General features: G+C 53.9%; 27 protein-coding genes. 17 read left to right on the top strand and 10 right to left on the bottom strand.

Annotated features, from left to right (window positions below):
- Positions 1-194 precede the first annotated feature (194 nt).
- Positions 195-341, top strand: a complete 147-nt coding sequence (locus tag QFX31_RS01390; protein ID WP_324302409.1) for a hypothetical protein — start codon at positions 195-197, stop codon at positions 339-341.
- A gap of 5 nt (positions 342-346) precedes the next feature.
- The gene (locus QFX31_RS01385) at positions 347-556 is read left to right on the top strand and encodes a MoaD/ThiS family protein (protein ID WP_348530353.1); all 210 of its coding nucleotides are present in this window, start codon (positions 347-349) and stop codon (positions 554-556) included.
- Here QFX31_RS01385 and QFX31_RS01380 read toward each other — a convergent pair.
- On the bottom strand, positions 531-947 hold the full coding sequence (locus QFX31_RS01380; RefSeq protein WP_348530352.1) for an ArsR family transcriptional regulator: 417 nt from the start codon (positions 945-947) through the stop codon (positions 531-533). The two genes, QFX31_RS01385 and QFX31_RS01380, sit on opposite strands and share 26 nt — an antisense overlap.
- Before the next feature lie 720 nt (positions 948-1,667).
- On the opposite strand from QFX31_RS01380, the gene QFX31_RS01375 reads away from it, so the two are divergent.
- The 4 genes from QFX31_RS01375 to QFX31_RS01360 all read left to right on the top strand — a co-directional run bounded on the left by QFX31_RS01375 (position 1,668) and on the right by QFX31_RS01360 (position 5,383).
- A complete protein-coding gene (locus tag QFX31_RS01375) occupies positions 1,668-2,420 on the top strand; it encodes a heterodisulfide reductase (protein WP_348530351.1) in 753 nt (250 codons plus the stop codon).
- 49 nt (positions 2,421-2,469) lie between these two features.
- Positions 2,470-3,792 (top strand): heterodisulfide reductase-related iron-sulfur binding cluster, encoded by a 1,323-nt coding sequence (locus tag QFX31_RS01370; protein WP_348530350.1) that lies wholly within the window; start codon positions 2,470-2,472, stop codon positions 3,790-3,792.
- 177 nt (positions 3,793-3,969) lie between these two features.
- Positions 3,970-4,437, top strand: a complete 468-nt coding sequence (locus QFX31_RS01365) for a hypothetical protein (protein WP_348530349.1) — start codon at positions 3,970-3,972, stop codon at positions 4,435-4,437.
- Positions 4,438-5,116: 679 nt separating this feature from the next.
- The gene (locus QFX31_RS01360) at positions 5,117-5,383 is read left to right on the top strand and encodes a winged helix-turn-helix domain-containing protein (protein WP_297759402.1); all 267 of its coding nucleotides are present in this window, start codon (positions 5,117-5,119) and stop codon (positions 5,381-5,383) included.
- A gap of 81 nt (positions 5,384-5,464) precedes the next feature.
- Here the strand turns inward: QFX31_RS01360 and QFX31_RS01355 are convergent, their stop codons facing one another.
- The 8 genes from QFX31_RS01355 to QFX31_RS01320 form a co-directional block, all read right to left on the bottom strand.
- On the bottom strand, positions 5,465-6,139 hold the full coding sequence (locus QFX31_RS01355) for a 16S rRNA methyltransferase (protein ID WP_348530348.1): 675 nt from the start codon (positions 6,137-6,139) through the stop codon (positions 5,465-5,467).
- 160 nt (positions 6,140-6,299) lie between these two features.
- Positions 6,300-7,037 (bottom strand): MBL fold metallo-hydrolase, encoded by a 738-nt coding sequence (locus tag QFX31_RS01350; RefSeq protein ID WP_348530347.1) that lies wholly within the window; start codon positions 7,035-7,037, stop codon positions 6,300-6,302.
- Positions 7,034-8,311, bottom strand: coding sequence for an ATP-binding protein (locus tag QFX31_RS01345; protein WP_348530346.1), 1,278 nt, complete (start codon positions 8,309-8,311; stop codon positions 7,034-7,036). The genes QFX31_RS01350 and QFX31_RS01345 overlap by 4 nt, the downstream gene beginning before the upstream one ends.
- Before the next feature lie 236 nt (positions 8,312-8,547).
- The gene (locus QFX31_RS01340; RefSeq protein WP_348530345.1) at positions 8,548-9,153 is read right to left on the bottom strand and encodes a GDSL-type esterase/lipase family protein; all 606 of its coding nucleotides are present in this window, start codon (positions 9,151-9,153) and stop codon (positions 8,548-8,550) included.
- Positions 9,150-9,938: a tryptophan synthase subunit alpha gene (trpA, locus tag QFX31_RS01335; RefSeq protein WP_348530344.1), complete on the bottom strand. Its 789-nt coding sequence runs from the start codon at positions 9,936-9,938 to the stop codon at positions 9,150-9,152. Before trpA ends, QFX31_RS01340 begins: the two co-directional genes overlap by 4 nt.
- Complete coding sequence (trpB, locus tag QFX31_RS01330; protein WP_348530343.1) at positions 9,925-11,109, bottom strand: tryptophan synthase subunit beta; 1,185 nt, start codon at positions 11,107-11,109, stop codon at positions 9,925-9,927. Before trpB ends, trpA begins: the two co-directional genes overlap by 14 nt.
- 306 nt (positions 11,110-11,415) lie before the next feature.
- Positions 11,416-11,700, bottom strand: coding sequence for a SemiSWEET family transporter (locus QFX31_RS01325; RefSeq protein ID WP_348530342.1), 285 nt, complete (start codon positions 11,698-11,700; stop codon positions 11,416-11,418).
- A gap of 17 nt (positions 11,701-11,717) precedes the next feature.
- On the bottom strand, positions 11,718-12,068 hold the full coding sequence (locus tag QFX31_RS01320; protein WP_348530341.1) for a hypothetical protein: 351 nt from the start codon (positions 12,066-12,068) through the stop codon (positions 11,718-11,720).
- Positions 12,069-12,280: 212 nt separating this feature from the next.
- Here QFX31_RS01320 and QFX31_RS01315 point away from each other — a divergent pair, with 212 nt between their 5' ends.
- The 6 genes from QFX31_RS01315 (at position 12,281) to QFX31_RS01290 (ending at position 21,062) form a co-directional block, all read left to right on the top strand.
- Complete coding sequence (locus tag QFX31_RS01315; RefSeq protein ID WP_348530340.1) at positions 12,281-14,578, top strand: vWA domain-containing protein; 2,298 nt, start codon at positions 12,281-12,283, stop codon at positions 14,576-14,578.
- A gap of 278 nt (positions 14,579-14,856) precedes the next feature.
- Complete coding sequence (locus QFX31_RS01310) at positions 14,857-16,470, top strand: hypothetical protein (protein ID WP_348530339.1); 1,614 nt, start codon at positions 14,857-14,859, stop codon at positions 16,468-16,470.
- 4 nt (positions 16,471-16,474) lie between these two features.
- Positions 16,475-17,929, top strand: coding sequence for a hypothetical protein (locus QFX31_RS01305; protein ID WP_348530338.1), 1,455 nt, complete (start codon positions 16,475-16,477; stop codon positions 17,927-17,929).
- Positions 17,926-18,507: a hypothetical protein gene (locus tag QFX31_RS01300; protein ID WP_348530337.1), complete on the top strand. Its 582-nt coding sequence runs from the start codon at positions 17,926-17,928 to the stop codon at positions 18,505-18,507. The genes QFX31_RS01305 and QFX31_RS01300 overlap by 4 nt, the downstream gene beginning before the upstream one ends.
- The gene (locus tag QFX31_RS01295; RefSeq protein WP_348530336.1) at positions 18,504-20,051 is read left to right on the top strand and encodes a hypothetical protein; all 1,548 of its coding nucleotides are present in this window, start codon (positions 18,504-18,506) and stop codon (positions 20,049-20,051) included. The genes QFX31_RS01300 and QFX31_RS01295 overlap by 4 nt, the downstream gene beginning before the upstream one ends.
- 123 nt (positions 20,052-20,174) lie before the next feature.
- Positions 20,175-21,062: a hypothetical protein gene (locus QFX31_RS01290; RefSeq protein WP_348530335.1), complete on the top strand. Its 888-nt coding sequence runs from the start codon at positions 20,175-20,177 to the stop codon at positions 21,060-21,062.
- 87 nt (positions 21,063-21,149) lie between these two features.
- Here the strand turns inward: QFX31_RS01290 and nifB are convergent, their stop codons facing one another.
- On the bottom strand, positions 21,150-22,049 hold the full coding sequence (gene nifB, locus QFX31_RS01285) for a nitrogenase cofactor biosynthesis protein NifB (protein ID WP_348530334.1): 900 nt from the start codon (positions 22,047-22,049) through the stop codon (positions 21,150-21,152).
- A gap of 198 nt (positions 22,050-22,247) precedes the next feature.
- On the opposite strand from nifB, the gene QFX31_RS01280 reads away from it, so the two are divergent.
- Genes QFX31_RS01280 through QFX31_RS01260 form a run of 5 tightly spaced genes read left to right on the top strand, consistent with a single transcriptional unit; the run spans position 22,248 to position 25,261 of the window.
- Positions 22,248-22,985: a nitrilase-related carbon-nitrogen hydrolase gene (locus tag QFX31_RS01280; protein WP_348530333.1), complete on the top strand. Its 738-nt coding sequence runs from the start codon at positions 22,248-22,250 to the stop codon at positions 22,983-22,985.
- Positions 22,986-23,008: 23 nt separating this feature from the next.
- Positions 23,009-24,196 (top strand): DNA primase catalytic subunit PriS, encoded by a 1,188-nt coding sequence (gene priS / locus QFX31_RS01275; RefSeq protein WP_348530332.1) that lies wholly within the window; start codon positions 23,009-23,011, stop codon positions 24,194-24,196.
- Positions 24,197-24,226: 30 nt separating this feature from the next.
- On the top strand, positions 24,227-24,835 hold the full coding sequence (locus QFX31_RS01270; RefSeq protein ID WP_348530331.1) for a hypothetical protein: 609 nt from the start codon (positions 24,227-24,229) through the stop codon (positions 24,833-24,835).
- Entirely contained in the window at positions 24,813-25,094 is a 282-nt protein-coding gene (locus tag QFX31_RS01265; RefSeq protein WP_297759471.1) for a 50S ribosomal protein L44e, read from the top strand. Before QFX31_RS01270 ends, QFX31_RS01265 begins: the two co-directional genes overlap by 23 nt.
- Entirely contained in the window at positions 25,091-25,261 is a 171-nt protein-coding gene (locus tag QFX31_RS01260; protein ID WP_296609665.1) for a 30S ribosomal protein S27e, read from the top strand. The genes QFX31_RS01265 and QFX31_RS01260 overlap by 4 nt, the downstream gene beginning before the upstream one ends.
- Positions 25,262-25,263 lie beyond the last annotated feature (2 nt).

Raw genomic sequence — 25,263 nt, 5'->3', positions numbered from 1 at the left:
TTGGAGAGGCGAGACCTGATAACCACAACCAGCAGCATTCGACCTCGCCTTTCTGCAAGACTACCGATCCGTTGAATCACTGGGATGAGCCATGGAATCAATTGGAATCTAGATATAACGATATGCTTTATAATTCACATCAAATCCATTATCCTGTCCGTCCTTAAAAATAAGGATAAAACTTAATACAGTTGATGACATCCTACTTTCTGGTGGTGCTTGTGCCTAAGTTCAAGAAGCGCGAGACCGAGAGGAAGGGCGGCAAGAAGATGGAGAGCCTTGAGGAGAAGCTGCTGAAGACACACCTGGATGAGCTGAAGGGCGCAGGCGGTGAGGAGTAGAGGTTTTGATATCTGTATCTGTGAGGATATTCGCCGATGTCGAGGCTGAGAGGCAGATCATGCTGCCTGAGGGGACCTCGTACTATGAGCTTCTGGATCTCCTTGGCATAAACCCGGAGACCGTGGTGATCACTAGGGACGGGGTCCCTGTTCCATTTAACGACGTGGTTATTCCAGGCGAGATCGAGATCATCCGGGTTGTATCTGCTGGCTAGATCCTTTCGGGCTGATCTTCGTGCTCAGCTCCCTCAGCCTCTGTATGCTTTCCATTATTTTTGCAGCCTCTCTCTTCTTCTCCTCCTCAAAGTGCTTTATGATCTCATCAAGGCTCACGGTCAGCCTGTAAACCTTCATGGGCCTGCCCTTGCCGTCCTTCTTGAGCTCCCTCTCCTCAACCCAGTTGTTCGCTCTGAGCACTCTCATCGCAACTGAGACCTCAGGCTGTCTCAGGTTTGAGCCTATCTCGATCTCCCTGGATGTGGCCTCCTCAACGTTGGAGAGATATGTTATCATGGCAGCCACATTTCTGGGTATGCCCACGGATACCAGGGTTTCCACAAACTCAGCGTCCCTCTCATCAAGAACCCTTACTGAGAACTGTCTCATGCACATCACAATCTTCTTTTAGCATTGTGTATTGTTGTTATAATATAAATACTTTATTTTGTGCAATCATAATCTATATGTTAGTAATATTAATCTCATCCATGATCCTCTGTAGAATAACGGCTATTGTGGTCTGCCACAGGCTGTGTACTCATACTGCTTACTCTCTTATCCATCTGATAACTTGCTCGGAGAGATAGTGGCGGTGCTATGCGTTCGTGGCGATTGAATGCGTGCCTCCAGCAACCTCCCTGCACGGCCTCCACGCTGCCGGATACATAAGAGCGACTGCTTAAATCAGCACGTGACCATGTGGGAGTCATCTGGCATTATGCCGGTTCAGGCTGGTTCCTCAGAGGGTCATGTACTCAGATCACCGAGCCCAGCAGCATCTGGCATTGCTGGACTTGTGATCTTTTCTGCCTGTGAATGCAGATACCTGAATTTCCATTCACTGATTCAAGTACACGACACCTTCGAGCACACTCAGTTATTCGAACCCAAGACCGGAGCGCTGACAGTCTCCCTAAAGAGGCCTGCACACCCTGAATGGTGCATCTGCATGATGTCTGAAGCTGTTGATTGCAGCAATCTGGAATCACTGGCTGTACCCGGGGATCATCAGAGCCCGCTTGGAGGAATGTTTAAGTATTAGTGACAGGTAACTATTTCGCCGATAACGGCTGCTCGTAAAACAGATTTGGCGTAGGAGGAAATCAGATGGCGTTTTACACACTGGGCCTCACCTTCTCCATCGTGATAGCTTTGACAGTCGTTGTGCTGGCGGTCTGGCTCTACGGCATGTATTTCAACTTCAAAAAGTGGGGCATTGGCTCCACAGGATACCAAGAGCCGCTCGCCCACAGCTTCTGGCTGTTCATTGCCACCTGGATTCATGAGGCATTCAAGGACGGAGTATGGGTCTTTATAAGAACACTTATACTGGACGTGCTTCTTCTCAGGAGAACGCTGCGAAGAAGCCCGGTCCGATGGGTCATGCATATGGCCATCTTTTATGGATTTGTGACACTTGCTGCGCTTTCGGGTCTCGGTCTTTTCATGGATATTATAGAGCACTATAACATTCTTGGCATGGCCCATCAGGCTGAGATGGTGAAGAAGGCTATGGAGCTGCCCTTTGACATCTTCGGGTATCTGCTGCTCTTCGGCTCAACGATCTCGATACTTCGCAGGATCCTGCTCAAGGAGGTCAGGGATGCAACAACAGGTTACGATGTGGTGCTCATCGGAGGCGTTTTCCTGATAACGATAACTGGATTCTATGCAGAGTGGATGCGCGGAAACGCGTTCCTTGTAGGAAATGTCTTCGCAAATCCTGTTTACGCTCCGCACTTCGCACTGATACACACGATCCTGGCGCTCTGCCTCTTTGCATTCATACTCCCGTGGAGCAGGTACCTTCACGTCATAGCAGCGCCGATGACGATCCTCGCAAACAGAGGAGGCGAGTAAAGTGGCAGATAACAAGCCCAACAATAAGCCTCTCATATCAGGTTTCCTGATGTCAACACAGCTCATGGAGCTGAACGCCTGTACGAGATGCAAGGAGTGCATGAACTGGTGCCCGACTTACGCTGTGAGGCCGGACAGGCCTGAGATAACCCCGATGTACAAGATCGCCAAGTTCAGGGAGATGCTCGACAGCCAGTACGGTCTCAGAGCGAAGCTCTTCGGTCCAAAGCCGATCCATGAGGATGAGGTGAACAGGTACACAGAAGACACATACATGTGCACCACGTGCGGCGTCTGTGGGACAGTCTGTGAGTCCGCGATACTCACCGTGGAGCTCTGGGAGGCGATAAGGCCGAATCTAGTGGCCAGAGGCAACGGCCCATACGGAAAGCAGTCATTCTTCCCGAAGCTGCTCAAGACCGATAGAAACCCGTATCAGGCAAAGCAGGAGGAGAGGCTCTGCTGGGTCCCGAAGGACGCCAAGGTCGATGAGTCGGGGAAGATCGCCTACTTCGCAGGATGCACAGCGGCATACAGACAGCAGGCGCTCGGTGTTGCGACGGTGAGGGTTCTGAATGCGCTCGGTGTGGACTTCTGCATGCTCGGCAAGGATGAGTGGTGCTGCGCCTCAGCGCTGGTCAGGACAGGGCAGAGGCCTGTGATGAAGGAGCATGCTGTTCACAACATAGACGCTCTGAAGGACAGAGGCGTCGAGACCGTCCTCTACGCATGTGCTGGATGTCTCAGGGCAGCGACGATCGACTGGCCCAGGTGGTATGAGGGATACATACCGTACAAGAACATGCCACTGTCGGTATTCCTCAGAGACAAGATAAGGGAGGGTGCGGTCGATTACAAGAGAACAGTGGATTACAAGGTCACATACCACGACCCCTGCCACAACGGTCGCCACCTGATGCACATAAACGGCAGGGACTGGTCGTTCGAGGCTCCGAGAGAGGTTCTTCAGTCCATTCCAGGCCTGAAGTTCATCGATATGGAGAGGAGCAGGGAGTTCCAGAGGTGCTGCGGCGCCGGAGGCGGCGTGAAGGCAGGGCTTCCAGACCTGGCGCTGGACTGCGCCGTCAACAGGCTCAGGGATGCTGAGCAGGTTGGAGCTGATATCATAGCGAGCACGTGCCCGTTCTGCAGGCGCAACATAATGGACGGCAGGAACTCGGTTAAATCTCCAATAAAGGTGCTGGATGTCGTGGAGCTCGTGGCAGCTGCGATGGGTCTCGATGTGACGATTCCGGAGAACCCCTATACCAAGTACCAGGAGCAGGATACGATCGTCTGCAAGGATGTCTGCAAGCTGGAGACAGTGATGGGCAAGGAAGCAGGAAAGGACATCGTCGGCGAGGCCCATTAGGCCTCCTGCCACAAATTTATCGCACAGATTCGGATTCTGCATCGCCAGGGTTTCTGCGAGAGATCTGTGTATACGCTGTCCGCATTTGTATAATCGCCGGGATCCTCAACATGTGGGTTGAACCGAGACTCACCGAGGTCCTCTTATATCCAAAGATCTAGAGTTTGGTAGAGCAAAATGACAGACATACCACTACTGACTTTGTCGGAGATACAGCAGCGCGTTGTCGGATGGTGGCTCGGAAACTACTACGGTAGTATAGGCTACGTGGGAAAGAGGCTCGGAAAGAAGGGCGTCAGGGAGTTCCTGGAGCTTGGCGCCAGGCAGGTGGCGGCGACATTCAAGCGGCTCGATCTCACAGAGCCGCTGGATGTGGCGGTTGCGATAGCGACGAATGAGAAGAACATGTTCGGCTCCGAGATAGAGGTGGTGGAGAGCGACGGATGTGTGGGTATAAATAGAGAGCGGTGTGCGATTCTCGAGGGTGCAAAGGCCTTCTCAAGGCTCGGAGCGTCACTTGTCGCAAAGGAGCACTGCAGGACATGCTCAGAGGTTCACTGGAAATCCGCATTCCGGGAGATGGGCATGAGCCTGGATACGGAGCTCTCTGAGAACGGATGCAGGATGCGCATAAGAAAGCTCTGAATGACGGTGCCATTTTTGTCTTGGCCCATAAGGTAGAATCGTCGGAGGGGCTTGGTAGATTCAATCAGCGGCAGTAGGCTCTCTTTCTGAGATCACCGATCTGCTGAATCACATGGATATGCCTTAATGGTGATAGAGAATAAACAGGGCGCAAACTCCGGCCTTCAGGCCGGAGAGGAAGTCACCATGCTGTTTTGTGTATAGATGCTGGGATCTGCACATCCGAAGATAGATCATGAGTCCGGCTGGACTGAGTGCTGCGATTTCATCCTTTTGGCAGCCTCTAATGTCGTATGCCAGCGTTTACCATGAAAGCACGACATGGAGGGTTGACCTTCCTTGTCGGGTTGTTTGGACGAAACCAACCCGCATCTCAAACGCTTTCATCCTTTTGGCACGCCTCTAACGTCGCATGCAGCCTTTCAATGATGCGAGTACACGGTCTAATACGACCCCCACAGCCAAAACGCCGGCCTATATAATGTCAAAGGTTTCGGGACTAAACAGCGGGTCTGAGCAGCGATAAAATCTTTATATAACATCTGCTAGAGATGACTGATACATTTATGATAGAGAGTTCCAGGGCGTAAACTCATGTCTTCATGTGTGAGTTAAGCCCACAGCAAGAGGGGCTCAAAGTCATAATGTTAAATTGATCTCGTATCCTGGATATGAGAAGATGGTGCTGAAAAGAGACAAGCTGAGCATAATATCAGAGATACTTCAGAAATGCATTGGCGGTGCCACGAAGACCGCCATAGTCTATCAGGTGAACCTGAACTTCAAGACTGTCAACCCGTACCTGGATCTTCTGATCGCCCGTGGTCTCCTTGAGGTCTCTCAGGGCTCAACTGTTACATATACAACTACAGAGAAGGGCGTCAAGCTCCTCGAGGACCTGAAGAGGGTGCATGACGTTCTGAAGGAGACACCTGAGCAGGATTAACAGGGACCCTGCAAGAACTGCGTGATGGCGGCATGCCATCAACATCCAATTGCATTTTGCAGCAGATTTGGAGATGGCAATTTATTGCTCCGTCTCCAGAACGTGGTTCTCGTAGTTTACAAGTATCTCAGATGCCACAGTCCATACCGGCAGGCTCTCTTCGTAGATCGATATCGTATCGTCTGCCTGGGAGCGAACATCGCTTATGAAATCCCCCTTCGGAAAGCCACCAAGTATGAAGAGAGCGCCATCGCATCCCCTCACATGATCACTTAGCCTGACCCTCCTCCCATCAGGAGATAGAAGGACGACCTTTTCGTGAGGCATCTCGCGTATGCATGCGTCTATATCACGATCCCTATGCATCACAAGAAGCGGCTCCCTATCCGGCACACTCCCGGCCTCGAAGAGGCTCTCCATCAGGCCAACGAAGCGGGGATAGTTCTTTGGTATTCTTGTCGCTGGGTCGATTGTTATCATCTCGTTATTCCTAGTGTGGATGCAGACCCTGAGCTGGCCCATCCTGTTCAGCACAGATTCCAGCGCCACAAGAAGGAAGATGTGGACTATATCCGGCCTACCGCGGCGATCTCCCATGGGGAGAGCCCGCATCGCTGAGTGATGGAGGCTGGCATCCAGAAGGCTCTTCGCCGGAGATTTGTTCCTCTTCTTGGCGTTGAGCCGCACCGCTGGATACCCCACGATCTCTTTCGGAACGAGCTCAAGCTCGGAATCCGCAAGCAGCATGCTTATCATGGTCGCTCTCCAGCTTTCAAGCAAACTGCTGAAAGCATTTCTTCTCGCCAGCAATGTTGCTGGTGCAATTCATTGCTAAGACATTAAAGTGCTAAGGACGTTATCAACAATGCACACGGATACAAGTTCATCGCCCGGATGCCAGCGCGATCTGCTCCTTTCACAGCGTGATGGGCATCATGTCATGTGCGAGCGGCCATCTCTTCACTGCCTCATCATGCGGCGGATACAGGTGGCTCAGATGCGTCAGCACCGTCTGCCTAGCTTTCACCCTCCTCGCCAGAGACATAGCCTCCTCAGCGTTCATGTGCTTGTTTAGCTTGTATCCGGGTGGCATTATTGCATCCGCGATTAAAAGATCTGCGTCTCTCATGAGATCCAGGCTCTCCTCTGGGAGAGCATCGCTCGTATCGCTCGTTATGACGACCCTTTTGCCACCATCGGAGACCAGCACCCCCATAGTCTCGACCGGCGGATGGTTCACCTCGAAGAGCGTGAACTCCATGCCTGCGATCTCGAATGGCTCCAGGGGTTTCACATCATGCCGCTCTGGCCTGAGGAAGTAGAGATAGCTGATTATGTAGTCCATCGTGCTGCGGGTCGCGTATACAGGCACATGGTTCTGCACCCTGTGAAAGTCGCCGAAGCCGGCGTAGTGATCGTAATGCGCATGCGTCCAGATGACAGCATCCACCTTGCTTATGCCCATCTTGATGAGCTGCCACCTCAGATCCGGGCTCGTATCGATGAGCACCCTGCCGTCTTCACTCTCCAGAAGTATCGAGAACCTGAGCCTCCGGCTCCTTCCGCCGTTGAGAGCATCGACACATGCTGGACATCTGCATCCTATCTTCGGAGTGCCTATCGCATCGCCGGTCCCGAGCATCACGACTCTCATAAAGCCACTCTGCCTCTGTGCTCCCTGATCCTGTGCTCGAAGTCCTCTATGGCGCGCAGGAGATCTATATGCCTTAGGGTTTTGCGATCCTCCAGAAGTGCGTTCAGCACCGCCTCACGGACAACCAGGCGCAGATCTGAGCCGGAGTAACCATCGGTCAGGCCTGCGATCTCATCGATATCCACCTCAGCATCGATCCTGGACAGTATCTTCTCCAGAATCCTGCGGCGCATCATCTCATCAGGCAGCGGGAAGTCCAGGACCTTATCGAACCTGCGCCACGCAGCGTAATCCAGAAGCTGTGGATGATTTGTTGCAGCTATGAAGAGAACCCCATCCTCGACCAGGCTTATCTCATCGATCGCCTTGAGGAGCGTGTTGACCGCCCGCTTGATAGCGCCATGCTCATCTGAGGTTCTTGTCTTCGCCACGAAGTCGAACTCGTCCACAAAGAGGACGCAGGGGCTGAGCCGCTTGGCCAGCTCGAAGACCTTGTCGATGTTCTTCGATGTCTCGCCCAGGTACTGGCTGGTGATCATAGATAGCCGGACCTCGATGAGCGGTATGCCAAGCCACTCTGCGATCGCCCTCGCGGTCGTCGTCTTACCCGTGCCGGGAGATCCGACGAAGAGGCTCTTTCCTATCTCCCTCAGCCCGACCTTTCTAAGGTATTCCCTGTGCTCTATCGCCTTCTCTATCTTTGATATCTCGGCCCTCTGCTCATCGGTCAGCACAAGATCCTCGATGCGCTCTCTGATATCCTCGGGAGATCTTATCTGGACGAGCTTCAGCATATCCTCTGAGTTCTGTACCGACTCCTGAAGCTCCTTGATCTTGGCCTCGATCCACTCGCGGTCCGCGAACCTCGGCTTGTTCGCGCGCCTCGCCTCTGCGTAGCTTACATCGAGATGATCGTAGTTCTCGTAGTAGTAAGCGAGTACGGGGTTCGATCTCACCCGCTCGATGCCCTCCCTGGCGAACCACCTGGCACCGAGATCGAATACTGTGAGCCTCAGCTGGGATCCGAACTCCTCTATATCGATGAACGGGAGGCGCTTCGCGATGCTCCTCACGTCCTCTATGCTGTAGATCTTCTCGACATCAGAGATGGTGACGTATATGGGGCGTCTCACTCCCCTGTGCTCCGGGTCGAAGTAGTGCTTTCTTATCCTTGAGGGCAGGTCATCCTCTGTGAGACTCTCGAACCTGTTGTATATCTCTGCCGTAAGCAGGAGCTCGGTCACCTCTACAGAACCGGGTATCTCGGAACCCATCTTCAGAACTCCATTCAGAACTGGAGGTAATTGGTGGCCTATAAAAAGAGATAAACCTTTCCGTTCGCCGCGCAGGATGCCTGGGACCTGCCCGACGGCGCACCGGTCCCAAGCCCGTTTCCTGATGCCTCCGGTGGATCGGTCGTGCGCTCGAACAGCTGAATGATCCTGCTGGATTAGAGAGCCGTGTGCGGGATATCCCATGAGTCTGGCTGGGCTGAGCACAGGACATGCGATCAGAAGAGCTTCATGAGCTCCTCTGCTATTATTCTGTATCCGTCCTCGTTGGGGTGATCGAGTCCGGGAATCACAAGCGAGTCGAGAGGCATGCCGGATCTCACGCGCTCCATCCAGGCCGCATGGACATCCACAAACCCCACACCCATCGCGGCTGCGATCTCACCCATGGCACGGTAGTAATCGAGCACGAGCTTATCATAATACGGAGTGAGCAGAGGCTGTGAGCTCAGGAGGATTATCTCGCTGCGGCACTCTGAGAGTATGATATCCACCATCCTCGAGATGTTCGATCTGAACTCATCCAAAGATATTCCGTAGGCCGCGTCGTTGATGCCGAAGTTTATCGTGACCAGATCAGGCCTGTGGTAGAGAACCGAGAGCTCCAGCCGTGCCAGTCCGTCCCTGCTCGTATCCCCCGAGACGCCCTCGTTGTGCATCTCTATCCTGGCGTCAGGGTACCTCTCCTGAAGCGCCTGCTTCCAGAAGTACGGAAAGCCATGCCTCACCGCATACCCCGCTGTGATCGAGTCGCCGAATGCGACAATCACAACATCACATCCAGATCTCAGTGCATCGACTGTGCGTCTCGTGAATCGGCTCATGAACGTTGAATGGCGGGAGTGGACTTAACTCTTGCCTCGGTCATCGCTCTTTTCATCCGTCTTATGAGATCCTCGAGCTGATCGAGCTCGTTTCTCCCGATAAGATCAACACACGCGGATCCGACTATGACGCCGTCTGCGCCGGCGCGGATGAGCTCAGCGGCATGCTCCGGCCTCGAGACCCCAAAGCCAACGGCTCTTGGAATGACGGGAGGAACCCTGTCAATCAGATGCTTTGTCGACTCCTGGAGATCGGCGCGCGCGCCTGTGACCCCTGCCCTGGCGACGAGGTACACAAAACCTGAGCTCAGAGAGACGATCTCACGGATGCGTTCATCAGGGGTGTTCGGAGCTATCATGTTTATGAGATCTATGCCATGGCGGCTCGCCACCTCTCTGAGGGGACCCGATTCCTCCATCGGCAGATCTGGCACAATCATCCCGCATATCCCGGAGGCCCTGCAGTCAGACACAAACCTCTCAAGGCCACGCCGGTAAACCATGTTGTAGTATCCCATGAATACCTTTGGCACGCCCTCAATTCTTGATGCGGTATCGAAGTACAGGTCTGTGTTCATGCCAGATGCTATTGCCCTCTGGGATGCAGCCTGTATCACCGGACCGTCAGCGATCGGATCCGAGTGAGGGAGGCCGAGCTCAAGCACATCGGCACCTGCGCGTATTATTCTCTCTGCGATCTCCACGGTCTGATCCGGCGACGGATCTCCAGAGCAGATGTAGACTATGAGGGGTTTGCATCTCCTGAACGTATCAGACAGATTCATATGCCATCACCGTGTGGAGATCCTTGTCGCCTCTGCCGGAGATGTTTATCACGCTCAGCTCCCCCAGCATCTCAGGGTGCTCTATCGCATATCCGACAGCATGGGCAGATTCGAGAGCCGGTATTATGCCCTCCAGCTTTGATAGAGTTTTGAACCCCACGATCGCGGTTTCATCGCATGCCATCACCGTCTTGACCCTTCCCGTCTCCGCAAGATGAGCGAGCTCAGGCCCCACCCCCGGATAGTCCAGGCCCGCAGCTATCGAGTACGACTCCAGAATCTGGCCGTAGGGATCCTGCAGCACCTTTGTCATGGCCCCGTGAAGCACCCCTGGCTCCCCCAGTCCGAGCGATGCCCCGTGCTCCGCGCTCCGAGCCCCCACGGAGGGGCCTTTCCCACCAGCCTCGACTGCAATGAGCCGCACGTCATCCATCAGAAACGGCGTGAATATTCCCATCGCATTCGATCCTCCGCCGACGCATGCGACGATCGAGTCCGGAAGCCGCTTCTCCTCTGCGAGGATCTGCGATCTAGTCTCATCACCTATGACCCTCTGGAACTCCCGCACCATCGATGGATACGGGTGAGGACCGGCGACGGTTCCGAGCAGATAGTGCGTGCTCTCGTAGCTGGCAGCCCAGTCCCTGAGCGCCTCGTTTATTGCATCCTTCAGCGTTCTAGAGCCGGATCTCACAGGTATCACCCTGGCGCCCAGAAGCTCCATCCTGAAGACATTCATGCGCTGCCGCTCGATATCCACCTCGCCCATGTATATCTCCGTCTCAAATCCCAGAAGGGCGCCCACGATCGCTGTGGCGACTCCGTGCTGGCCGGCGCCAGTCTCGGCGATCAGTCTTTTCTTCTTCATGTATTTAGCCAGAAGGCCCTGCCCGAGGGTGTTGTTGATCTTGTGCGCCCCGCCGTGGAGCAGGTCCTCCCTTTTCAGGTACACAGTCCTTCCAAGAGCTCTGCTGAGATTCTCAGCTCTGTAGAGAGGAGTCGGTCTGCCGGCGAAATTTCTCATGAGCCCCGAGAGCTCCCCCAGAAACCCCGGATCCGCCCGGAGCCTCTCGAACGCCTCTGCAAGCTCGGCGAGCGGCTGCACAAGAGTCTCGGGAACGAACCTGCCACCGTATCTGCCGAACCTGACCTCGCAGGATATCTCACCCATAAATCACGCCACCAGTTTGATGTATAACAAAGTACATTGTTGAACTTAATAGTACATTATATTTAAAACTGCCGGCAGACGAAGGGTGACTTTGAGGACGAGCATGAATAACAGCGCCAGATCGTTCGCTTGGGTTTTGTACTTGCATCATTGAAATCCGCATCACCAGTCCAGCCGGACTCATGGATATCTTGTTCATGGCTCTCGAATAGAGCTGAATCGTTCAGCTATTCGAGTACACATCGTCCGCGTGATGGAGGCAGAAAAGCTGCACCGTGGATTGCTGAGAGCGCTTCCAGGACACGATCATCTCTTTCCCGGCATCCCACGACTCTTATTATTATATTTTAAATATAGCGCAATTCCGCATAAAAAGCTTGCCAGCGACACTGCATTTGATACTATGAGGATGCTGTTCTTAAGATATATCCCATAGAGCAGCCACAGGAAGATGCCTGTTGTGTACTGCAGAAGCATCGGCAGGCTCAGATCTCCGACGAGCTTGGTCCTGTACATCTTGATTATCTGAGGGTAAAAACCGAACATCGTGAGGGATCCCGCTGCGATGCCAACCAGATCCCATGATTCCATCAAACCAGCCTCTGATGTCAGAATGGTGGGACCCAGCTGCTTTCGTTGTACGCCATCGTGTACAGGCTGTCTGATGTGCTCCCCAGCCAGTCTGAGCCGATCTGCATCTGAGTCGAGTTCATGTCCCTCACGAGCACGCCGTTGACGATCTTCCATCCCCTTGGCACACCACCCCAGCTCCAGAGGTCATTGCTCAGGGTCACATTGCTTGTCGTGTTTACGTTGCTCATCAGCCATGCCCTGCCAAAATCCCCGCTGACGCTCTGGAATCTATCCCCAGAGCTCACGTTTCCCTGGATCTCTGCCATGGCGCACTGTAGCGAGAGGATGAGAAGCAGCGCAGCTGCAAATCTCCTGCATCCATTCATGAGCCTGAGGACGTAAAGGGTAGGATAAAAGGATGTTGGCAGAGATACTGATGTGAATATATAAAAAGATATTTTTAGAGTGTGGATAGGATAAAATAGTTTGAGATGATATTTTTGCATACAGTTGAGATGTAGGAGGTAAAATCATCAGACGGAAGGTCGTTTTGGTGATCCTTGTTTTAGTCCTGACTGACGGGGCATTGGGTTCAGCGGTGAATGCTGAACAGCATCTGAGCAGGAATGTCATTTCCCCCTCTGAGACCACCACTGTGAGCATAACCCTCAAAGGAGGGGAGGCGCCCTGCGCCAGTCCGATAGATGTTGTTCTCTCGATAGACAGCTCTGGCAGCATGACGACAAGCGATCCTCATGATCTGAGAAAATCTGCTGCCAGGGAGTTCGTCTCAGGCCTGGATCTGAGCATGGACAGGGTCGGTGTAGTCAGCTGGAACACATCAGCAGTATCCTGGCCGCTCACGAACAACCTCAGAGATATCGAATCGTCGATAGAGAGCATCGGTGCTGATGGATATACATCTCTGGATACAGGCCTGGAGTCTGCGATCGATCTGCTCTCGGAGAGCAGCGGATCAAAGGTGATAGTGCTTCTCACAGATGGCATCAGCACAGATGGTGGCCATTACACACCTCCCGGCATTCCGGGATCTCCTGTGGATGAGGCCAGAGCGAAGGGGATCATGGTCTTCACCATAGCTCTCGGTCCTGATGCTGATGCGAGAAACCTCACGGAGATCGCACACAGCACCGGTGGGGAGTTCTACAGCGCACCCGATGCGAGCGCTCTGGCCGGAATATACCAGAGGATCAGGAGCAGCATCACCGGCATCGCGGCGAGGGATGTGATTGTAAGCTATGTGCTGCCATCGTCCCTGAGTGTGAATCTCTCCCCGTACACTGGAACACAGCCTGTGGCATCCCTGAGGAAGGAGGGTGACTTGACTGTTCTGACCTGGCAGATCGGGACGGTTCTGGCAAACCAGAGCAGGACCCTCTCATTTGATGTGAGCTCGCCGGATCCCGGCACGTTCGTCCTCGGCACAGCTCCCGATACAGCGGTCAGCTACACCGAATGCGACAACACACGCTCAGCGGTTGCAATTCCTCCCGCGACCCTGAGGGTCAGCCCGCCCGGATCGTTCAGCCTGGAGGGCAGCGGCATCGGCGGAAGCAATGCATCTGTGGTACAGAACATCAGCGTGCTGAGCGTGAGCAAAGAAGTCCTGCCGAACGGAAATGCACCCTGCCCTGACTGCCCGAGGCTGAGGATAACGCTTGATACACCAGAGAGATCATGCAACGCGGATATCCTTTTTGCCATAGACAAATCCGGTAGCATGAGGGATCGCGATAGCAGCGGCAGAGCGAACTTCGAGATCATGCAGGATGCGCTTTATGAGATGCTCAATGCGGCAGCGAGCACTCCTGAGCTCAGGAATGCGAGGATCGCCATCGTGAGCTGGGACGACCTGAATGTTACTGATGATTACGACAGGATTACAACACTTGACCCGCAGTGGCTCACGATCGGAGATCCAAGAATAGCGGCGACGATCCAGGAGTACAACGAACGCACATGCAAGGAGACGGATCTTACGTTCTACGAGGCAGGGCTGCAGAAAGCGATGCGTATCATGCACAGCCGCATAAATTCGCAGGCGGACGATCCGCTGAGCTGTGACAGCCGGCGGTTCATAATATTCATAACATGCCGCAGCGAGTTCAAGGGGATTTCGAAATCCAGCGTGCTTTATACGATCCCAAGGAACAGCACACTGATCCGCGGAGGGTTCGAGGGCATCTTCCCGTTCTACATCGGCACAGATCTGAACGGTTATCCTCTGGAGCTGAAGGACCTGACTGAGATTGCGATGTACGGCGATCCCCTGCAGCGTGGCACAGCGGCGCCGGAGAGCCTCACCGCCGGGAACCTACTATCTACGGTGCTGGAGAGGATGGGTGGATGCGCACAGGGGCCGTGGGTCAACAACGTCACACTCACCGAGACGCTTTACCCGTATCTCAGGTACACCGGCGCCGATCCAGTGCCATCTGCGGTTACCCATAACAGAGATGGCTCGACGACGCTCAGATGGAACATCGGGACCCTGAACACCGGAGAGCGGTGGAGCGCCACGATCGACACATCGGTACAGATGAAGCTGCCTGTGGATGTCGCGGAGAGGAGATCCGGATTCGGCGGCAACATCAGCTCCAGCACGCCTTACTCCAGAGTGGACTTCGACTGGCCGGCGCTATCATGCGCAGCACCGCGGAGGCAGCACTACGAGCTGCCACTTGCAGAGGGCAGAATGTGGATAACCTGCGGAGCGCCATGCAAGACGTCAGCAGTGGCTGAACAGACGCAGCAGAGCAGAGAGGCGAGCGAGACACCAGAGGCACCGGCGGGTAAGAGGACACAGCCCGGATTCGAGGTGCTGCTGGGTGTGCTCTCCCTGATGGCGATATATCTGTACACGAGACGTTCCTGAGGCCGGGATCGATTCCCGGCAGTTTTATTCTATAGGCGCTACAGAATCACTTGTACCGCAATGGATTGCTTGGCGCGGTTTTTATTTGTTTCTCCTGATATTCACGCCTGCATGGGTTTCTGAATACATGAGAGTGACAATCGCGATCCATCACCTGCAGAAGGCTTTAAATGTTATTATCGTGTAAGGGATGTGAGAGCAGGCCCTCGGATAGGGGCAGCGAGTGCAGATGCGAATCATAGCGGTCGGGTGAGTGTGTGGGCATGGGGGTTAGGTGATTGAGAAGATTGCTGTGTCTCATACTGCTTGTGTTTGCCATCACATCTTCCCGTGGAATAGATGCATCGATCTACTTCTCTCAGGAGGGCACGCCCAGAGAGCCTCTGGATGTCGGCAAGAGCCTGGTCTACGTTGTGGAGCTCTCCGGCGCGAAGAACTCGATGATGTACACCGTGGAGCTCACGGTCGGTCCGGATTCATCTGATACCTCGATCTCGAAGAGCTTCACGGAGAAGCTGAATCTGAATCCAGGTGCCACGGGCGTGCTCAGATTCGAGGTCAACTTCCAGTCTCCGGATCTCAGAAAGGGCGATTTCGGGAGATGGTTATCGGACAAAAACGACACGAGCATATGGGACAGGACATGGTACAAGGCAACAGTCACATCGCTTGACCCCTTTGAGAAGCCGGTGGTCAGGGAGGACTACACCGGCCATCCGACGCTGGTGAAGGTCTTCGAGGAGTTCAGGGACGCCTCTGTGACCCCACGAAAGGGCACCAGGGAGGACCTCTACACATACGAGGTGAGCGTCTTCTCCACGGCACCTGACAACATAACGCTTGAGGTCGCTCCATCGAAGAACGGTCCCTGGACGCCCGTGGGAACACAGGAGTACACCACACCTGGGAGCTGGAGGGTGCTGAGATGGCAGAACGTGTCCCTGGACTTCGACTTCAGCTCTGCCTACTACAGATTTGTGGGGAGAAAGGAGAAGACCTTCGACGGCCCCTTCTGGCCTGTCTCGGTCGAGTTCAGAAACGCGAGCCTCTCTCCGGATAGAGGGCTCTCTGACACCCCGTTCAGGTACGCTCTCGAGGTCAACTCATCCAAGGAGATAGAGGTCTCGCTGAATGTGTGGGATGTCGGATCGAAGAGCTTCGTTTCAGCGGGAAGGCGGACGTACAGGAACGTCTCCACCTGGGAGAGGCTGGAGTGGGATGATGTGCGTGTTACAGCGACGCCTGAAGCATATGGATCGTCTCAGCACTACTACGGTTTCCACTACATCGATGCAGAGTCCCCCTTCGCCACAACAAAGGACATGATCGGAAGATACTACGCGGGTCCTGATTTGGTTGTGGTGTGGGTGAAGAACACGACTGTATCGCCAGAGAGGGGCAGCGCCTACACATCATACACCTACACAGCAGAGATCGAGACCACTAAACCGAGATGCGATCTGGAGCTTCAGATAAAGCCTCCGGAATCTGACCTCTGGGTCTCCAGGGGGATGGTGACATACACGGGCTCCAACAGCACACTTGTGTGGAGGAACGTCACATTCGATGTCAATGATGCAAGTCTCCTTGGAACAGCCATGTACAGGTTCGTTCTCGACAACAATGTGCTCGGTGAGTTTCTCGGGCCTGAGTTCGATGTTGGCTTTAAAGACATGACATATAGCAAGATAGGCAACACGGACAGATTCAACTACAAAGTCTGGGTCAAAGCTCTGAGGCCGATTGACGTCGAGCTAGTCTACACACATGACGGAAAAACTTGGATACGCTCAGGGCTCCTCCATAATTACAACACACCAGGTAATTGGACTGAGCTATCGTGGAACAACCTCCCCTGGTATAAAAGCGTCCAGTTCGACGTGAGGAGATAGGTTAATGATACACGGGAGATTCGCTCTGCTCTTCATCGTTCTCATCATGTTTTTGGTATCAGCATTTGCGGAAGGTCCGGTAATAGACATTCCCCCTCCCACCCCATCTGAAGGGGGCGGAGGAGGCGGGAGCAGCCACAGGCAGACAGATATGGAGAAGATAATAAAGGCGCTCGAGCAGGGGAAGAAGCAGAATCCGAAGAGGTTTGAGTATCTCCAGACTTTGCTCTGGAAGGAGTACACGCCTCCCGGAGAGTACAAGCTTCCTGCGGTGCTCATCTACTACAGGGGAAACACAACGGTTCGCAGGAGCGATCCCTTGGAGATACAGGCGTATGTGACAAATGAGAACGAGCTTGAGATAAGACGGCCTATTTACATAGACCTCGAGATGGCCGCGCCAGGGGAGGATTTCAGGAAGGTCAGCAGCCAGACCCAGATCGTGCAGGTAAATGAATACTTCTCCACGGATGGTATCAATTACACATACAGGAGCTTCCCAGAGATAGCAGATCTGCGCAGCCTGAAAGAGGTGGGCAAGGTCCGCTTCAGGATAAAATACACTGATAGCCTGTACAAGATGTACTCATCCAACTGGTCGATCTCATCCCCACAGCTCTTCCCTGTGCTTGTGCTGGATGTGATCAACAATCCTCCGCAGGTGAATTACACGAATGTCACGTACAGACCGAGATACAGCGATCCGATAGAGTATGTAGCTGATATCATGGATCCCGATGGTGATACTCTGAATGTGACGCTCCACATACTGAATGAGGATAACAGCACTGAGCGGATGAACGTCACCCAGGAGCTACGTGGCAGCGGGACGGTGAGGTTCAGGAACAGCGAGTACGGTTTCTTCGGAAAGGAAGATGCAGGGAAGACATTCCGCTACTACTACACTGTGGGCGATGGGATCAATGTGACCTCAACGAAGATCGCAGATGGCCCTGAGATAAGGCCCACCCCGAAGCTCCTCGTCGAGAGCCCGAGGATGGTTGCAGAGGATGAGAACTACTACTGGTGGGGCAGGTACAACTTCAGCATAGACGTGAAGAGCCAGGATGAGAACTCGTTCCCGCTGACGGTGTACCTCTACACCAGCACACCGTCCAGCCCGTGGAAGCTCCGCGGCTCGAAGCCGATCACAGTGACGCCTGAGAAACAGACGGTCTCGTTTGAGACGAGCTTTGACGTATCTTACAGTAACAAGACATTCGCGTACAGGTTCTCATACTCAGAGCCGGATCAGAACGGCAGGACGAGCATGGATCTCATAGGTGACAAACCGATAAACCCGAAGATCGTGAGTTACTCGATACTCTCACCAGTGGGCATCGCAAATGTGATCCTGCCCCTGATAATGTTCCTCTCTGCCGGCGTGCTCGTGGAACGCGTGAGCAACAGCAGAGGAAGGAAAAAGGAGATTAAGGGCAACCAGGAGGGGAGTAGATGATCTGGGCTGCGGTGCTGCTCATCCTGCTGCTCATAGGACTGGTGATTCACCGGATGAACCTCGAGCGCATATACCGGAGGCTCTCCGATCTCTCATCTAGCGTCTCCAGGGATAAGCTGTATGAGCTGCTGTCCATAGATCACGGAGCCAACTTCTCTGCCATGGTCTTTTCCTCCTGGGTCGCGTTCTTCGTAGCGTTCATGTATTACCTTCTTCCAAAAATGATCCCTTGGCTGCTTCGATTGGGGTTTCCAATTGCCAGCAACTACGGATTGGTCCTTTTCGCTGTGATCGCTGCATCACTGGCATCGATCCTGCTATGGGCAAGCAGAAACTTTCCTGTATGGCTGAGGCTCTCTGAGATCTACAGAATATACCCAATATCGAGGAACGAGAAGTCTCTGTGCGCAGCCACGGTGCTTGTGCTTGTGGGCTCGGCAGGACTGTCAATCTACAATTTTGTCAATTATCCCTTCGTGAACAGGACGCTTGAGACTCTATCCTGGCTGCTGCTTCTGGCAGCCCTGATTTTGCTTTTCATCCCCGTGTTTAAGGAGTTCGTGGAGGCCAGTCGATGAGATCATGCTGTGTTGGCATAGGTGGATGTGGCGGCAATCTGCTCATGGTCTTTCTCAATTCCATGGATGTAATAAAGATCCTGTCAAAATTAACAAATGCCGTGCATGTTGCGTTCGGCGGAATCGAGGGTGTATGGCTGGAGGCAGATGTCAACGCCGCGGTTAACAAGCAGAGCTTTTTCAAGAACCTGAGGGAAGGGTACCCGGGGTATGTCATACCACATGACTCAATAGATGTGGGATCGAAGACGCACTCCCTCGTCATGCGCAAGTACGGATATGATGTCAAGAAGCAGGGGTTCTTCAGGGAGGCTCAGTACCTAAAGGCGATATTCGAGATATTCGATAACGATGATGAGGTTAGAAATGTTGCCAGAGAGGAGTTCGGGGAGGACAATCCCATCCTCGAGAACGCCTGGAATGCCATAAAGGGATTCACAACCCTCAGCGGGGGCAGATGCGATAACATACTTTTCATAGTATCTCTGGGCGGCGGCACCGGAACGGGGTTCATAAATCCGATCCTGCGCTACATAAGATCCGGAGGTAGCCAGGACTACCCGGTCTTCGTACTTGGCGTTCTCACAGAGCAGGGTGATGAGGCAGACAGGGAGCAGCAGTCGAAGGAGGCGCGGAGAGATCTCGGCGCAACGATCTCCATGTACGATCTGCTCACCAAAAGCGCAAAAGAGGGCGTTGATGCACTGATTCTCGTGGATAACCAGATCCTCGTTGAGAGGTTCAAACAGGACTACACAAGTATAAATAATTACATATTTAAGGTAATGAAACCATTCCTGGCAGACCGCGCATTTCCACAGGAGGACCCACCGTCTCTCTCCCTGGCGCAGAACTTCACTGAGGGCCTGAACAGGCCCCCTGTCATGGTTCCATGCTACGCATCGTTGAACAGCAAGAAATCCGTTGAAGAGGAGCTGGTCTCAAAGGCTCTCACAGGAAGCGTGCAGAATGATGGATGCGGCCCGCTTTTCCCATGCGATCCTTCAATGGCAGACAGGGCGTTCGTCTTCTCGAGAGGATACCTCTCCGCTGAGAAGCTGGAGTCGTCTGTAAAGAGCATCACCGGACTCGATACGAACCATATATTCACATGGAGGAAGCTAGGAGAAAACAGGGAGAGCGAGGTTCTGATACTGCTGAGAAACCCGTATGGCTCAGGCTGCAGCGGGCCGTTTGAAAAAAGGATGCACAGGGTGGTATCATTCGCCCTGAATTACATAGAGGAGAACAGGCAAGAGCTTATTCACATGAAGCAGAGCGATGATCAGAGCCTGACATATCTGACTACAGAGGCTCTGAGCAGGTACTTCGATCGCCTGGTTATAGAGCTGAACGCGGCGAAGTCCAGGCTCAGGAAGGGAGAGAAGCCATTCTTTGTGAATGAGCTCAGGATATTTGAGGATCTGCCTGAGAACCGACCGGTACAGGATAACAATACTCAGAACAACCACGCGCTCTCGGAGGAGGCGATCAGAAGAATCGTGCGCGAGGAGCTCAGGAAGCTGCTTCCAGCGGCTGTGTGATGCTCTCCTGCCTCCTTCTGATTTAAGCCAGGCGAGCTGCGGCTCTCCTGCAGCCCACCGGAAAAGTAAATATATTGTTACAATATATCTTGGAAGTAATTCATAAAACCTGTGGTGGCTGAGATGATACGAACAGCAGCCCTGGGGGTCATGCTCATACTGATGCTCTCTGTGTTGAATTCCGCATCCGGACTGCCTGTGACGGGTGGCAACGGAGCGCTCTGCTGCACCGTCTTCGACATGTTCAAGGGGCCTCTGTATCAGGGAGGCTCTTACGATGCTGACAGGATGGTTCTGTACCTGGATGCGGGCCTGAGATGGAGCAACGGGAGCTATGCGGTGCTTCCCCGCGTCAGGTATGTTCTGATCGACGGAAACGACAGGAGCTATATCAGAGATGCGGCATCAAGCAGGCCAATCTCTCCGGGACGGGAGCTTCTCGCATTCGCAGTTCCCAGAGAGGCGATCCCGAAGAGCCTGGTGGTGGATTCCGGAATCGGGGAGGTGTTCAAGGTGGATTTCGGAGAGCCGCTGAACTACTCGGATGAGAACATCACGGTCACATACTATGGCATCGTTGGATCCAGGCTTGATTACAGCCGGAAGGTGCTGGATATAGATGTATCTGTAAGAAACAACTCCACATCTCCTCTGAAGGTCTCCCCTGAGAACTATACCCTCGTGGACCAGTGGGGCTGGGGCTACAGGGCGACTGATGGATTTGAACCAAAAACGCTGAGCGCCAACGAGAGCATCCGGGGAGTGGTGCGTTTCAGGTACCTCGCGCCATCAAGCATTCCATCGCTTTTGCTCTACAACCTCTCATACGGGGATGGTATAATAGTGATAACCGAGGGGAGGTGCGAGAACACGACAGAGACATCTGCAGAGCAGAACTCATCCGGGGAGTGCAACAGGTGTGCTGTAAATGAGAACAGCGTCAAGGGGAGGGTCGCCGCAGCAAAGGAGCGCCTGGCCAGGGTGCGTGCCGCGCGTGATGCAGAATCCTAGAACGCTCATTTGATTGCTGCATCGGTAGCTCTCCGGCCATGCGCCCTGGTGAATGTGTCCGGCGGACGCCAGGCGGATGAGAGCATCTCAGGATATCTTTTTGCCCTTCTCGAGCTCCTGCTGTATGTCGCATCCCAGCCGGCCGATTGCATCAGACCTGCACTGCCTGCAGTGGCGCATCTGCTTTATTATCTTGTTCAGCTCATCCTGTATCGCCCTCTTCTCCTCCGGCGTTGGAGGCTTAATGTGAGCGAACTTGTACTGGGGTATGAGCGGCATCACGTTGTGAATGAACACACCCATCGACTTTATCTTTCTCGCGATATCAAAGACATGCCTGTCGTTTATTCCCGGGATCAGGACTGTGTTCACCTTGACTATCTTCTTCCGTCGCACAGCCTCCTCGATCCCCCTGAGCTGGTTCTCGAGCAGGATCTTCGCGGCCTCCAGCCCCTCATACCGCTTTCCCTTGTAGATGACGTAATCGTATATCTGCTCCCCAATCGCTGGATCGACCGCGTTCAGCGTTACAGTGATGTTTGTCACCCCGATACGGTCGAGATCCTCGATCCTGTCCGGAAGTAGGAGGCCGTTCGTGCTTATGCAGAGTATGAGATGCGGGTACTTCTCCCCGACGAGCCTCAGCGTCTCGAAGGTCTCCTCGTTTGCGAGAGGTTCCCCGGGTCCTGCGACAGCCACGACCTTTATATAATGATATTTAGAGAGAACCTCATCGACACGCTCCAGCGCCTCCTGCGGGGTCAGAACCCTGCTCGTCACACCTGGTCTCGATTCGTTAACGCAATCAAAATCTCTTATGCAGTACTTGCACTGAATGTTGCACTTCGGAGCGACCGGAAGATGCATCCTCCCGAAGGCATGGCATGCCTTCTCGCTGAAGCACGGATGCTCCCGGATCCTCCTGAGCTGTTCCGGATCGTAGGGGACCTCCCTGTCAGCTACAACGGCCGTCGGGTATTCTTCCATCTGGATTCACCTGAGCTCTCTTGGCATGCCTCAGCTAAAAGCCTATCCGTAGAAAAGCGGTTCTGCATGCTCTGTGTTAACCAGCAGCGCGATGAACTTTGCGATGAAGCCTCCGCTACCCTGGACTTAACACTATAGACAGAGAATTGCGTCCTTGGCTACCCTTGCTCTATATACATGGAGCGAGTATGAGCACTCATGCGTGCTGCCTGCGTGCAGCTCTCCGTGAGAGAGTGTGATGTGTTCAATAACAAGAGGCGAGCTCTACAGCTGTCATCTGATGCAGCCGACAGTGGCGCTGATATCATAGTCCTTCCAGAGCTGTTCCTCACGGGCTTCTGCTACGATATAGAGCCGGAGAGATATCCGTATCCATCGCTGATACCCTTCAGAGCACTGTCCGTCGATTCAGGCGCGATCTTTGTGGGCTCCATCATGTCATCATCGGACCGCGGGACCCACAATATGGGTTTCTGCCTGGCCGGAGCTGAGATGGGGTTTTACTCCAAGACGCATCCATTTGGTGACGAGAAGAAGCACTTCATTCCCGGGGGGATCATCGCGCCTGTGAAGATCTCCGGATTATCGATCGGGCTCGAGATCTGTTACGACATGAGGTTCCCTGAGGTCGCCCGAAAGCTCTGCGAATCGGGAGCGGATCTGCTTGTCACGATCGCTCAGTTCCCTGCTGAGAGGATCCACCACTGGAGGTCTCTCGTTATCGCGCGAGCTATAGAGAACCAGATACACCATATCGCGTGCAACGCCTGCGGATCAGCAGGAGGATCGAGCATGATAGTTGGACCCGGAGGTGAGGTGCTTGCAGAGGCAGACGATGAGGAATGTGTCATAATCGCGGATATCGATCCGGGGGAGAGGGATCGCTTGAGGAGATCCATCACATGCTGGGAGGACAGAAGGCCAGAGCTATACTGAGTGGCATCTGCTGAGGTGGTGATTTGGAGAGCAGGACCGCAAGCTACCTGCGCGCCAGGTTCAGGGAATACTATCTTACAGCATCGATGGATGCTCCGCCTGGAATGGAGGCCAGGGAATGGGGGTTCATATTCTACGACATGCCTGGGATGCGGCGGCACAGGTCTTTCAGCAGCAGGAAGGAGCTGGTCGATTACATCAGGAGCACTGTGCCTGCACATGTATATCACTCAGCTGCGTACTACCTAAAGCCGGATGCTCCCACGATGAAGGAGAAGATCTGGAGGGGCGCGGATCTGATCTTCGATCTGGATGCTGATCACCTCGCAGAGTACAGGGACTCTGGGAGAAGAGACTACGGGGAGATGCTGGAGCGTGTTAAAAGAGAGACCATGAAGCTCCTGGAGTTCCTGCTGGGCGATTTCGGTTTTGATGAGAGGACGATAAGTGTGGTCTTCTCCGGAGGCAGGGGCTACCACATACACGTCCGCGATGGTTCGGTCTTAAAGATGAAAAGCGATGCCAGGCGCGAGATCGTGGATTACCTCACAGGAAGAGGCCTGGATCCGGAGAGGTTCATCCACAAGATCGATGTCGATGGTGACGCCGGAGTCGAGAGGGCGAGATCCCTGCGTGGGCCTGCATCCGACACTCCTGGGTGGGGCGGAAGGATCAACAAAGCGATCGAGTCGATGGTCGTGCATCTCAGAGAGCTTGATGATGAGGAGGCGCTGAGTTTGTTGAAAAACGTGAAGGGTATAGGATCTCAGAAGGCCAGGCTGTTCCTCTCGCAGATCAGAGAGGAGAACGCGATAAAGAGCATCCGCGCCGGAAACCTCGACTTCTTCAAGCACGCCTCAGGTATATGGAAGCTGATAATACCTTACCTCATGGAGGAGTCTGTTCGCGCTCTGAGCGGCGAGACAGATGAGCCTGTGACAGCAGATGTGCACCGTCTCATACGTTTCCCGGAGAGCCTGCATGGCGGCACGGGTCTCAGGGTCACGAAGCTGAGCATCGATTCGCTGCGCGCGTTTGACCCGCTGAATGATGCGGTCGTCTTCGGAGATGATCCTGTTTCCGTGAGGATCATCCGCCCTGCAACCCTGGAGCTGATGGGCGAGCGCTTCGATCTCATCGAGGGAAATACAGAGATTCCGGAGTATGCCGCTGTCTTCCTCATGGCAAGAGGTCTCGGTGAGCTGGGCTGATAAAGGTTAAGTGCTGGTCTGAGAGAACTAATGCGGGTTATCATGGAGCTTGACCTGGCAAACCTCCTGAGGGGAGAGAGACGGTCGGCAGAGCTCCAGCATCTCGAGGGCGATTTCTACAGGATTGCTGGAGAGCACATAGCGTCTCTCGAGAAGGATCTGGAGAAGCTCGAGGACCACTTCAGCGTGGAGGCTCAGATAATAGAGGATGAGCTGAAGTCCAGCAGGAAGAGCATCAGCAAGCTCATAGATCTCAGGATAAAAAAGATAGCAAAGAAGGCGATGATGCAGGCCAGCTCCTCGACGCCTTCAAAGCCCCCGGACGGCATGACAGAGGAGGAGGTCGAGCTCTACAAGACCATACTGGAGGCGCTGACAAGATGCAGGGAGAACATACTCTCGCATCTCGCGCGTCCCGGCACCGAAAGACCTTTAACGGGCAAAAAAGATATAGCCAAGGAATACATCGCTGTGAGGTTGCTGGAGACAGTCCCGATGTTTGTAGGGGTCGACGGGAAGCGGTATGCTCTGAGGAAAGATGATGTTGTTATGCTCCCGGAGATCCATGCGAGGAACCTGTGTAGCAAAAAGATTGCTGTGGAAGTGAGGATGAATCATGAAGATGCCAAAGGAGATTGAGGCTCACTGTCCTTTCTGCAACAAGCACACAACCCATACTGTGGAGAGGGTCAGAAGGGGACAGGCGCGCTCCATGACGCGTATCGCGAGGCAGAAGGCCAGGGCGAATGGTACGGGCAACCAGGGCAAGTTCTCAAAGGTGCCTGGCGGCGACAAGCCGACCAAGAGGGTCAACCTCAGATACAGGTGCGGCCTGTGCAAGAAGGCTCATAACAGGAAGGGAATACGCCTCGGAAGATTCGAGCTTGTGGAGGGATGAGTCTGTCGAAGTTTCTCAGGGTCAAGTGCAACGACTGCGAGAACGTGCAGGTGATATTCAGCAGGGCGGCCACTGTGGTGAAGTGCCTAGTCTGCGGAAGGACGCTTGCTGAGCCGAGAGGCGGCAAGGCTGACATCAAGACAGAGGTTCTCGAGGTCTTAGAGTGATC

This window comes from Methanothrix sp., from assembly GCF_030055635.1.
In the GTDB taxonomy this organism is placed as follows: domain Archaea; phylum Halobacteriota; class Methanosarcinia; order Methanotrichales; family Methanotrichaceae; genus Methanothrix_B.
The sequence above is the reverse complement of the archived record's forward strand: the minus strand, read 5'-3'. Positions and strand labels throughout refer to the sequence as shown.